This is a genomic window from Pseudonocardia sp. McavD-2-B (assembly GCF_024124365.1).
Lineage (GTDB): Bacteria > Actinomycetota > Actinomycetes > Mycobacteriales > Pseudonocardiaceae > Pseudonocardia > Pseudonocardia alni.
Genome location: NZ_JAMXSG010000219.1, coordinates 1 through 10,043 on the forward strand (window position 1 = coordinate 1; position 10,043 = coordinate 10,043).

Consider the following 10,043-nt stretch of genomic DNA (forward strand, 5'->3'; position numbering starts at 1 on the left):
GCCCGGAGCCGGCGGGACGCCGGGGACACGGGGTGCCCCGGCCCGGTCCGGACGCGGACGGTCCGGGGGCACCGGACCCGGCGGCGGCGTCACGCGATCCCCCGCCCGCGGACGCCGCCCGGCTCACGCCTGCGGTCCTGCGCGGCCACCACGGTCCGGACCACCTCGACCACGCCGGCGTCGGCGATGACGTAGATCTGGTGGCGGCCCTCGCGGCGGGCACGGACCAGCCCGGCGAGCTTGAGCTTCGCCAGGTGCTGGCTCACCGTCGCCACCGGCTGGCCGAGGGTCGTCGCGAGGGTGCCGACGTCGCGCGGGCCGTCGGCGAGCAGCCAGACGATCTGCAGCCGCGAGGTCGCGGCGAGCATCCCGAACGCCGCGGCCGCGTCCGCCAGCAGCTCGGGGTCGAGGGGCTGCGGGTCCTCGGGGGCGGTCTCCACCGGGCCTCCAGACAGTTGCGTCACTTACGCAACTGTTACCGTACCGGGCGGCGCCGGGCGCGGTGCCGGGGACCGGAGGGGCACCGTTGGACCGGACGATCGGGCGCGACGGTGCCGCGGCGCGACCACCGCCCCCGCCGGCCGATCCGCCCGTCACGCCCGGCGAGCCCGCACTGCGGCACTGGGCGGGCGCCGACGCGTTCGCGCTGCTCCGGGGCCTGGAGTCCGCGCGCCGCGGACTGTGCGAGGACACCGCCGCACTGCGCCTGCACGCCCACGGTGACAACGCCACCGATGCCGTCCGGCGCCCGGGCGCGGCCGTGTGGGCCCGCCGCGCGCTCGCCGGCCCGTTCTCCGGCCTGATGACCGTGCTCGGGGTGCTGCTCGCCGTCGCGGGCAGCCCCGGCAGCGCGACGCTGGTGCTCGTCGTCGCCGCGCTCGGCGTCGGGCTGCGCCTGTGGCACGCCGCCCGCAGCGACCGGCTGTCGCGGGAGCTGCGCGCGCACGCCGCGACCACCGTGACGGTCCGCCGCCGCCCGGCGCCCGGGACCGCACCGCGGGACAGCGAGGTGCCGCCGGAGGACCTGGTGCCCGGCGACGTCGTGCTGCTCGGCGCGGGCGACCCCGTCCCGGCCGACGCGCGGCTGCTGCACGCCCGGGACCTGCTGGTCGACCAGTCGTCGCTGTCCGGGGAGCTGCTACCGGTGACGAAGGCGCCCCCGTCGTCGCGGGAGCCGCGCCCGGCGCCGCGGCGACGGCCGTCGCGGGCAGGGACCGACGACCGCCCGCTCACCGCGCTCCCGGCGCTGCTGTTCGCCGGGAGCACCGTGGTCCGCGGCACCGCGACGGCGGTCGTGCTGGCCACCGGGGCGCACACCCACACCGAGGAGCTGGCCGGGCGCGGCCGCCGTCCCCGTCCGGAGTCCGAGGTGGACCGGGGACTGCGGTCGGTGCGGCGGGCGCTGGTGCGCTGCATGCTGCTCGCGGCGCCGCTGGTGCTGCTGGTGAACGTCGAGGTGTCCGGTGACGTGCGGCAGGCGCTGCTGTTCGCCGTCGTCGTGACGGTCGGCCTGGCCCCGGAGCTGTTGCCGTTGATCGTCGGGACCACGCTGCTGCGCGGCGCGGCCCGGCTGCGCGAGTCCGGGGTGCTGGTGACCCGCCCGGAGGCCATCCACGACCTCGGCTCGATCGACGTCGCCTGCCTGGACAAGACCGGCACGCTCACGGAGGACCGGGTGGTGTTCACCCACTCCGTCGACGTCGACGGCCGCCCCGACCCCGCCCCGGCCGACGCGGCCGCGGTCGCGGTGCGCTTCCAGACCACCCCGCGCGACGGCCTCGACGACGCCGTGTCCGCCGCCGACCGGGACGGGTCGGCGCTGCTGGCCCACGGCCTGCTCACCCGGGTCGAGGAGCTGCCGTTCGACCACTCCCGGCGGCGCTCGGCGATGGTGCTGCGCGACGCGCACGACCCCGGTGAGCTGGTGATCGTGCGGGGCGACCCGGACACCGTGCTCCCCCGCTGCACCCGGGTCGCCCGCGACGGCGGGGCCGTGGAGCTGACCGCGTCGCTGCGGACCGCGGCCGCCGACGCCGCGGCCGGGCACCGCGCGACCGGGCTGCGGGTCGTCGCCGTCGCCACCCGCCGGACGCCGCTGCTGCGTCCGCTCGGCGCCGGTGACGACGACGACCCCGAGCGCGACCTGCTGTTGCTGGGCTTCGTCGGGATGGTCGACCCGGTGCGGGAGTCCGCGGCCCGCGCGGTGGAGCGCTTCGCCGAGCAGGGCGTCGCGGTGAAGGTCCTGACCGGCGACGACACCGCCGTCGCCGAGCAGGTGTGCGCGCGGGCCGGGATCGCCGTCACCGGGGTGCTCGACGGCGCCGGGCTCGACGCACTCAACGACGTCGCGCTGGCCCGAGCGGTGGCGCGCACCACCCTGTTCACCCGGCTCGGGCCGTTGCAGAAGGAGCGGGTCGTCGCCGCGCTGCAGGCCCGCGGGCACACCGTCGGGTTCCTCGGCGACGGCCTCAACGACGTCGGCGCGCTGCGGATCGCCGACGTCGGGATCGGCGTCGACGGGGCGGTGCCCGCCGCCCGGGCGGCCGCGGACATCGTGCTGGCCGACCGCAGCCCCGACGTCGTCGTCTCCGCGGTCGAGGAGGGCAGGCGGACCCTGGGCCGCGCCACCCGCTATCTGACCGTGACCGCGGCGCTGAACGTCGGCAACGCCCTGTCGGTGCTGGTCGCCTCGGCGGTGCTGCCGTTCCTGCCGCTGCTGCCCGCACAGCTGCTGCTGCAGGGCGTGCTGTTCGGGGTGGCCGCGCTGTCGCTGTCGTTCGACCGGGTCGAGCCGGGCTGGACGGCGCGGCCCCGGCGCTGGGACACCCGCGGGATGCTGTGGTGCATGGCGGTCCTCGGGCCGCTGGCCTCGGCGTTCGACCTGGTCACGTTCTGGGCGGTGTGGCGCTTCCTGGGCCTGGACACCCCGCAGGAGCAGGCGGTGTTCCAGGCCGTCTGGTTCATGGAGGGGGTGCTGTCCCAGGTCCTGGTGCTGCCCCTGCTGCGGACGCGGGCCGGGCGCGCCGCCCGGCCGGTGGTGGCGACGGTGACGGCCGTGGTCCTGGCCGGGCTGGCGATGCCGTTCACCCCGCTCGCCCCCCTGTTCGGGATGGCGGCGCCACCGCCCGCGGTGTGGCCGCTGCTGGCCGCCGTCGTGCTGCCGTTCCTGTCGTGTGTGGCCGCGACGCGGCCGCTGTACCTGCGTCACGTGCTGGGGATCCGCGCCGCGGACTCCCGGCAGGAGAAGGAGAGGATCCGATGACCCCACCCGGACCGACCCAGCTGCTCGTCGTCCTGCTGGTCGTCGTGCTGCTGTTCGGCGCGAAGAAGCTGCCCGACCTGGCCCGCTCGGTGGGCCGGTCCACCCGCATCCTGAAGTCCGAGCTGGGCGGGACCCCCGACGACGGCGCGGCCCGCTCCGAGGACCGGGCCCTCGAGGAGCGGCCCGCCGGGGAGCCGGCGGCCCGGGAGCGGGTCGCGGAGGAACGGACCACCGGCGAGCGCTGACCGTCGCGGGGCCGGGGACGCACGTCCCCGGCCCCGCGGGCCGGTTCAGAGCAGCGAGGACCAGTAGGTCCAGAAACGCTGCAGGATCAGCCCGACGACCACCAGGAACCACAGCACCACCGGCACCGCGTGGTAGCCGGTGAGCCGGGTGTGCAGCGCACGCGCGCCGCCGCCGAGGGCGTCCAGGGTCGCGAGCAGCGCGTACCAGAAGATCGGGATCGTCACGGCCCACACGACCATGCAGTACGGGCAGAGCGCGCCGATCCGGTACAGGCTCTGGACGATGAGGTAGTGCACGAAGAGGGCGCCGAGCGCGGACCCGGCCGTCAGCCCCACCCACCACCAGCGCGGGAAGCGGGCCCCGGCCAGCAGGGCCGCACCCGTCGTCACCACGACCGCGAACGCCCCGATCCCGAGCAGCGGGTTCGGGAACCCGAAGAACGCCGCCTGCGGGGTCGTCATGACCGACCCGCAGGACAGCACCGGGTTGATGCTGCACGACGGCGTGTAGGCCGGGTCGATCAGCAGCTCGATACGCTCGACGGTCAGCGTGAACGCCGAGATCAGCCCCAGCACGCCGCCGACGACGAGCAGCCACGGCAGGAACCGCGGTACCGGCCCCGGCACGGCCGGGGCGCCGGTGGTGACACGGGAGAACTCCTCGGTCCGCGCCGTGGAGGGGACGCTCACCGGTTCACCGCGGCGTCGAGGGCGTCGGTGATGTCCTGCACCGAGCGGAGCTGCACCTTCTCACCGTTGACGAAGATCGTCGGGGTCCCCTCGACGCCCGCGGCGAGCCCGGCGTCCTTGTCGGCCTGGATCTTCGCGGCGGTCGCCGGGTCGGCGACGGCGGCGTCGTAGGCGTTCAGGTCGAGGCCGAGATCCTGGGCGTAGCCGCGGAACACCGTCGCCGCGTCCGGGGACTCGGACCAGTCGCGCTGGGTCTGGAACAGGCGCTCGTACATCGGGTGGAACGCGCCCTGGGCGCGGGCGGCCTCGCCGGCGAGCGCGGCGGCCTCGGCGTTCTGGTGCATCGGCAGCGGGAAGTTGCGGAACACGAACTGCACGCGGTCGCCGTACTGCTGCACCAGCTGGTCCATGATCGGCTGGACCTGGCCACAGGCGGGGCACTGGAAGTCGGCGAATTCGACCAGGGTGGCCGAGGCGTTCGGGGCGTCGTTGAGGCGGGCGGCGTCGGCGGTGACGAGGCTGTCGGGCGCACCGGCGGCGGCGCCGGTCTCCGGGGTGCCGGGTCGCGTCGCGAACAGCAGCGCGGCCACGATCAGCGCGAACGCGCCGACGACGGCCAGGGAGATCTTGACGTTGCGGGTCATCGGGAGTCTTCCTCCACGGGGCCCGGCGCGGTGGCCGGGTCGGAACGGGTGCGGGGACGCGGTGGCGGGGTGACCGCACGCCTCAGTTGCGGTCCACGCAGAGGTGTTCCACCGGCGACGGCGCGCACAGCGTCCGTTCCGGTGCGGCGGGCGGCGCGGTGCCGGTGTGCCCGGCCGCCAGGACGGCGACCACGGCGACCGGCAGCAGCGACGGGGCGGGCACGTCGTCGTCGCGGCGGGGGGCCTGCTCGCAGTCCCCTGCGTGCATCAGCGTGAGCGGGTGCTGCGAGCAGTCCGAGCCGACGACGACCGCCGGGGCGGCGCCGTGGGCGCCCGGGGCGGTCGCGACGGCGGGGCCCGCGCACAGCACCAGGGCCAGGACCAGCAACGCCATCGGGGCGAGGACGCGCACGTGCCTCACCCCACCTCTCCGCTCCGACCACGGCCGGACGCCTCCGGCAGCGCCCACGACGATACCGAGGGGCCCTCGCCGCCCCGGTGCTCCCCCACGGCCCGCGCGGGTGGAGACCGGCCGCCGCGCCGGGACGCCCGGTCGCCGGACCGCTACGTTCGGTGCGTGAGCTTCCCCGAGCCCGGCGCGGTGTGGCGCCCCGCCACGACCACCGAACGCGCCGTGACCTCCCCGACCGGCTCGTGGACCCGGTTCGCCGCACCCGGCGCGGAGGTCGGTGGCGGGTTCGGGCTGTTCGAGTCGTGGATCCCGGCGGACTCCCCCGGTGCGCTGCCGCACCTGCACACCGGGTTCACCGAGAGCTTCTACGTCCTCGACGGTGCACTGCGGGTCATGACCGGCGGCACCTGGACCGAAGCCGGGCCGGGCGACCTGGTGCACGTCCCGCACCGGGGGGTGCACGCGTTCCGCACCGGCCCGGACAGCGACGCGCGGTTCCTCATCCTGTTCGTGCCCGGCGCACCGCGGGAGCGCTACTTCCGGGGGCTGGCGGAGTTCGCGGCGCGGGCGACCCCGCCCTCGGCGGAGGAGGTCGACGCGTTCGCGTTGACCTGCGACCAGGTCAACCTGCGCGACCACCCCGGCTTCACCACGCCGCTCAGCTGACCAGGCCGGCCCGGAACGCCAGCGCGACGAGTTGTACCCGGTCACGCGACTGCGTCTTGGCGAGCAGGTGCCCGATGTGGGTCTTCACCGTCGCCTCGGAGACGACGAGGTCGGCCCGGATCTCGGCGTTGGACCGGCCGTTGCCGACGAGGACGAGCACCTCCCGCTCCCGCGGGGTCAGGTCGGCGAGCGCGGCGACGGCGTCCACCGACGGCTCCGCGGCGGCCGGCTCGGGTGCGGTGAGCAGCGGCCGGGTGGCGCGCAGCAGCCGCCGGGTGGAGACGGGGTCGACGACCGAGTCGCCGCGGTGCACGGTGCGGACGGCCTCGATCAGGTCCTGCGGGGACACGTCCTTGAGCAGGAAGCCGCTGGCACCGGCGGCGATGGCCTCGGTGACGGACTCGTCGAGGTCGAAGGTGGTGAGCACCAGGACCCGCACCCCGGGGTGCTCGGCGACGACCCGGCGGGTGGCGGCGATGCCGTCGAGGCGGGGCATCCGCACGTCCATCAGCACGACGTCGACCTCGGTGCGGTCCAGCTCGGCGAGCGCGGCCTCCCCGTCACCGGCCTGAGCGACGACGGCGAGGTCGTCGCACGAGTCGAGCACCATCGCGAAGCCGGTGCGGACCAGCTCCTGGTCGTCGACGAGCATCAGTCGTACGGGGTTCACCGTTCTCCTCGGGCCGGGGGTGTGAGGGGCAGGCGCAGCCGGACCGTCCAGCCGCCGTCGGCGTGCGGACCGGCCTCGACCGAGCCGCCGTGCAGGGCGGCGCGCTCCCGCATGCCGGTCAGGCCGTGGCCGCCGCGCGGTGGGGTGGGGACGGGGCCGCGGGCTCCCTCGTCGTGGACGCGCACGGTCAGCTCGTCGGTGGTCCACCGCAGGTCGACGTGGGTGGGCACGCCGGGCCCGGCGTGCTTGATGACGTTGGTCAGCGACTCCTGCACGATCCGGTAGACGGTCAGGCCGGGGCCGGTCGGGAGCTCCCGCGGGGTGCCGATGGTCCGCAGGTCGACCGGCAGGCCGCCGGTGCGGACCTGCTCGACGAGTGCGGGGACGTCGCCGGCGCCGGGCTGCGGACGCGCCGGGTCGGTGTCGGTGTCGTCGTCCGGGCCGGTGTCGCGCAGCATCGACAGCAGCCCGCGGACGTCGGACAGCGCGGACCGGCCCGTCGACGCGATGCCGGAGAGCACCTCGACGGCCTTCGCCGGGTCGCGCTGCGCGGCGAACTGGCCGCCGTCGGCCTGGGCGATGATCCCGGACAACGAGTGGGCGACGACGTCGTGCACCTCGCGGGAGATCCGCGACCGCTCGGCCAGCAGCTCGAGGCGGACCTCCTGGCGGCGGGCCTCCTGCAGCAGTCGGTTGCGTTCGCGCAGGTCCAGGGTGCGGCGGTGGGCGGCGCGGCGCAGCGACCCGAGCAGCCACACCAGCAGCGGGACCGTCGCCATCGCGCCGAACAGGGCCAGCACCACCAGCGGGGTCATGTCCGGGGAGGCGAACAGCGCCGCGGGGCCGCGCGCGACGAACGGTCCGAACACCCCGACCGTGAGCACGACCAGCGCCAGCCAGCCGGCCCAGCGGGGCCCGTAGGCCACGGCCGAGTACCCCATGACCAGCGACGGCAGCAGGTACGCGGCCATCGTGCCGGGCAGCGCGAAGGAGCAGACCAGGGCGACGAGTGCGGTCGCGATCGCGGCGGGCATCGGGTACACGCGGCGCAGCGGCACCGGCAGCGCCGCCAGCACCGAGACGACGAGCGCCTCGATCCGCATGTCCGAGCGGACGCCCTTGCCCTCGAGGGTCCAGCTGACCGCGACCCAGATGAGCAGCGCGGCCAGCACGGCGTCGACGACGACGGGGTTGCGCCGCCCGAGGGCCACGGCCCGCTCGACCAGCGTGGGTGCCTCGGCAGGTGTCGACCGCAGCGTGGGCAGGCGACGCAGGGAGTCCCGCATCCGGGTCGCGATGCTCATCGTGCCTCCTCCCACGCCGGGTCCGATGATCCCCGGTACCCGATCGTGTCGGGCGCGCGGCCCGGCGTGCCGTTCTGCATGTCCCGAGCCTCCCGCGCGGCGGACCCGCCGGGCATCGGAGCGGGGGCCGATCCCCGGTCTCCGACCGTGGGCGGAGAATCGGCCGCGCGCACGGAGACGCTGTGCACCAGCGCCTCCAGCGGACCGCGCCCGACGAGCCCGCGCCAGGCCCACGCGGAGGCCACGGCCAGGCCCGCGACCAGCGCCGTCGCCGCCCACGGCGCGGTCTGCGGCCACTCGCCGAGCGAGGCGAGCAACGCGATGTGCCCGGCGTAGAGGGTCAGCGCGAGCGCGCCGGTCGCCGTGAGCGGGGCGAGCAGCCGACCCCCGTACCGGGCGGCGAGCAGGCACAGGCCGAGCACGGCGACCGCGACCCCGGCGGCGCCGACGACGTCGAACGGGCTGCCGCTGTGCGGGGTCGCGGCGAGCAGCCAGGCGGGCGTGGTGGTGGCGACCGTGCCCAGGGCGCTGCCGCCGAGCAGCTGCAGCGCGAGCTCGGCGGGGACACCGAGCCGGTCGGCGAGGGGCGCGACCGACGCGAGGAGCGCGTCGCGGCCGCCCAGGACGTCCAGCGCCAGCCAGGACCCGCCGTAGCCGAGCACCGCACCGGCGGCCCCGCCGGCGACCAGCCCGGTGCCCGCCGTACGCAGGTCGAGCCTGCCGACCGCCATCCCGAGCAGCAGGAACGGCATCCAGGTCAGGACCGGGTAGGCGCCGCTGAGCAGCACCGTGTCGAGCGCGTGCACGAGACCGGCGGGCGAGGTGAGGTCGGACAGGTGCACGGTCGCGCCGAGCACCGTCTGCCCGTCGGCGTCGGTCGGGGACCCGAACCGGGCGCGCAGCACCCAGGACAGCAGCGGCCCGGCGACCGCCCAGACCGCGGCGGCGACCGCCAGCGCCCGGGCCGGGGCGAACAGCACCGGCAGGAGCAGCCAGAACAGCACCCCGTAGACGACGAGGATGACCATCGGCCCACTGCTGATCTCGGCCAGGAGCAGCCCGAGGACCACCAGGAGCAGTCCGCGGACCGCGATCCGGCGGCGCAGCCACACCCGGTTCCGCGCGGTCGGCGCGGCGAGGACGGGCGCGGCCATCAGGGACAGCGACACCCCACCTAGCACCGCGAACAGCACCGCCGCGCGCCCGTTCACCGCCTGGACCAGCCAGGACGACCCCGCGGCGACGGCGACGTGCGCGACGATCATGCCGAGCACGGCGAGGCCGCGGGCGGCGTCGATACCGGCCACCCGGGCGCGCCCGGGACGGTGCCGGCCGCGCGGCCACGACCCGCTGTCCGGTCCGGCAGGTGGCGCCGACGGTGGGACGGGGACCCGGTCTGTCGTAGTCATGCCGCAACGGTGCGGGCCGGGGCGCCCCGGGCGCGTCGGAGCGGGGAACGATCTGCGCCGTCCGACCACGGTCGTAGGGCCGCCGTCGTGGGCGATCCCTCCTCCGTGATGGTCGTCGCGCCCGGTCACGGTGCGCCGGCTGCACCGGCAGGCCCCGCGCATCGCCGCGGGCACACCGACGTCCTGCGGGAACAGGCGCCGGCGGCGGGCCGAGTCGCCCGCCGCACGTCCGTCGGCCCTCCGGACTCAGGCCCCTGGTGGGGTCGTGGTGCCGCGGCCGCCGGTGCTGCCGCCGTCGGCGCCGCCGGTTCTGTTGTCGCCGTCCCTGCCGCGACTGTCGGCGTTGCCCGCCTGCGGGGTGCCGGTCGACGGGCCGCCGGTGCCCGCGCCCTCGTCCGGTCCGGTGCCGGTCGCGTCCGGGGCACCGTTCCCGGTACCCGTGCCGGATCCCGACCCCGATCCCGGTGCGGTGCCCGGACCCGAGGTGGGACCGGATCCCGCCGTGGGCTCGGGGCCCGGCGCGGTGCCGGGTCCCGAGCCGCCGTCGGAGGGCTGACCCGCGCCGGAACCGCCGGGGTCCGACGGGCTCGTGCCCGCACCGGGTGTGGCGGGCCCGCCCGGGTCCACATCGCCCGGTGGGGTGCCGGGCGACCCCGGGGGCGCACCCCCGACCGGGGCGCCGGGCTCTGCCGGGACGGTCCCGGAACCGCCGGGCGCCGGAGCGACCGGGCTACCCGGGCC

Annotated in this window: 10 protein-coding genes; 3 read left to right on the forward strand and 7 right to left on the reverse strand. The window is 76.6% G+C overall.

Translation table 11 applies throughout. The features are described 5' to 3' along the window. Window positions 1-89: 89 nt before the first annotated feature. On the reverse strand, window positions 90-440 hold the full coding sequence (locus NH602_RS23010; RefSeq protein WP_253068878.1) for a helix-turn-helix transcriptional regulator: 351 nt from the start codon (window positions 438-440) through the stop codon (window positions 90-92). An 86-nt stretch (window positions 441-526) separates the two neighbouring features. On the opposite strand from NH602_RS23010, the gene mgtA reads away from it, so the two are divergent. Then, the gene (gene mgtA, locus NH602_RS23015) at window positions 527-3,262 is read left to right on the forward strand and encodes a magnesium-translocating P-type ATPase (RefSeq protein ID WP_253068879.1); all 2,736 of its coding nucleotides are present in this window, start codon (window positions 527-529) and stop codon (window positions 3,260-3,262) included. Continuing rightward, window positions 3,259-3,507: a twin-arginine translocase TatA/TatE family subunit gene (tatA, locus tag NH602_RS31670; RefSeq protein ID WP_073573933.1), complete on the forward strand. Its 249-nt coding sequence runs from the start codon at window positions 3,259-3,261 to the stop codon at window positions 3,505-3,507. Before mgtA ends, tatA begins: the two co-directional genes overlap by 4 nt. A gap of 45 nt (window positions 3,508-3,552) precedes the next feature. On the opposite strand, the gene NH602_RS23025 is transcribed toward tatA, so the two are convergent. The 3 genes from NH602_RS23025 to NH602_RS23035 form a co-directional block, all read right to left on the reverse strand. Beyond that, window positions 3,553-4,197, reverse strand: coding sequence for a vitamin K epoxide reductase family protein (locus NH602_RS23025; protein ID WP_308292875.1), 645 nt, complete (start codon window positions 4,195-4,197; stop codon window positions 3,553-3,555). Beyond that, the gene (locus NH602_RS23030; protein ID WP_062402120.1) at window positions 4,194-4,841 is read right to left on the reverse strand and encodes a thioredoxin domain-containing protein; all 648 of its coding nucleotides are present in this window, start codon (window positions 4,839-4,841) and stop codon (window positions 4,194-4,196) included. Before NH602_RS23030 ends, NH602_RS23025 begins: the two co-directional genes overlap by 4 nt. An 82-nt stretch (window positions 4,842-4,923) precedes the next feature. Then, window positions 4,924-5,262 (reverse strand): hypothetical protein, encoded by a 339-nt coding sequence (locus NH602_RS23035; protein ID WP_253068880.1) that lies wholly within the window; start codon window positions 5,260-5,262, stop codon window positions 4,924-4,926. Window positions 5,263-5,418: 156 nt separating this feature from the next. Between NH602_RS23035 and NH602_RS23040 the strand changes: the two genes are divergently transcribed. Then, a complete protein-coding gene (locus NH602_RS23040) occupies window positions 5,419-5,919 on the forward strand; it encodes a cupin domain-containing protein (RefSeq protein ID WP_179760372.1) in 501 nt (166 codons plus the stop codon). On the opposite strand, the gene NH602_RS23045 is transcribed toward NH602_RS23040, so the two are convergent. The 3 genes from NH602_RS23045 to NH602_RS23055 are packed head-to-tail and all read right to left on the reverse strand — an operon-like array spanning window position 5,912 to window position 9,302. Beyond that, window positions 5,912-6,589 (reverse strand): response regulator transcription factor, encoded by a 678-nt coding sequence (locus NH602_RS23045; RefSeq protein ID WP_226356207.1) that lies wholly within the window; start codon window positions 6,587-6,589, stop codon window positions 5,912-5,914. The genes NH602_RS23040 and NH602_RS23045 overlap by 8 nt on opposite strands. Beyond that, the gene (locus NH602_RS23050; protein ID WP_218899222.1) at window positions 6,586-7,893 is read right to left on the reverse strand and encodes a sensor histidine kinase; all 1,308 of its coding nucleotides are present in this window, start codon (window positions 7,891-7,893) and stop codon (window positions 6,586-6,588) included. Before NH602_RS23050 ends, NH602_RS23045 begins: the two co-directional genes overlap by 4 nt. Further along, window positions 7,890-9,302 carry a heparan-alpha-glucosaminide N-acetyltransferase domain-containing protein gene (locus tag NH602_RS23055; RefSeq protein ID WP_253068881.1) on the reverse strand — a complete coding sequence of 471 codons (1,413 nt, stop codon included), beginning with the start codon at window positions 9,300-9,302 and terminating at the stop codon, window positions 7,890-7,892. The genes NH602_RS23050 and NH602_RS23055 overlap by 4 nt, the downstream gene beginning before the upstream one ends. Window positions 9,303-10,043 lie beyond the last annotated feature (741 nt).